Source organism: Citrobacter sp. wls829 (assembly GCF_005280825.1).
GTDB lineage: Bacteria > Pseudomonadota > Gammaproteobacteria > Enterobacterales > Enterobacteriaceae > Citrobacter > Citrobacter gillenii.
This window is the reverse complement of record NZ_SZWP01000090.1, coordinates 1-206: the sequence shown is the minus strand read 5'-3', so window position 1 is coordinate 206 and position 206 is coordinate 1. Positions and strand designations below refer to the sequence as shown.

Annotated in this window: 1 pseudogene; it reads left to right on the top strand. The window is 39.3% G+C overall.

The features are described from left to right. A pseudogene (locus FDW88_RS22595) lies at positions 1-206 on the top strand (hypothetical protein); the annotation flags it as partial.

Here is a 206-nt window from a genome sequence, read left to right as displayed (position 1 = left end):
AAGACCGCAGAGGAAAAGCCGGATGATGATGTGATTATTGATTCAGTGTGCGAACTGCTGTCAAAGCCTGATAGTTTACGACAGCAAAACAGGGGAGATACATTTATAAATTATGCTCGTCGTGTAATGCAAAGTAACCATAAGAAACTACCTTCCAGATTCGAAGAAGAGTTAGAGATGAGATTTGAAAATCGTTATCCACACTT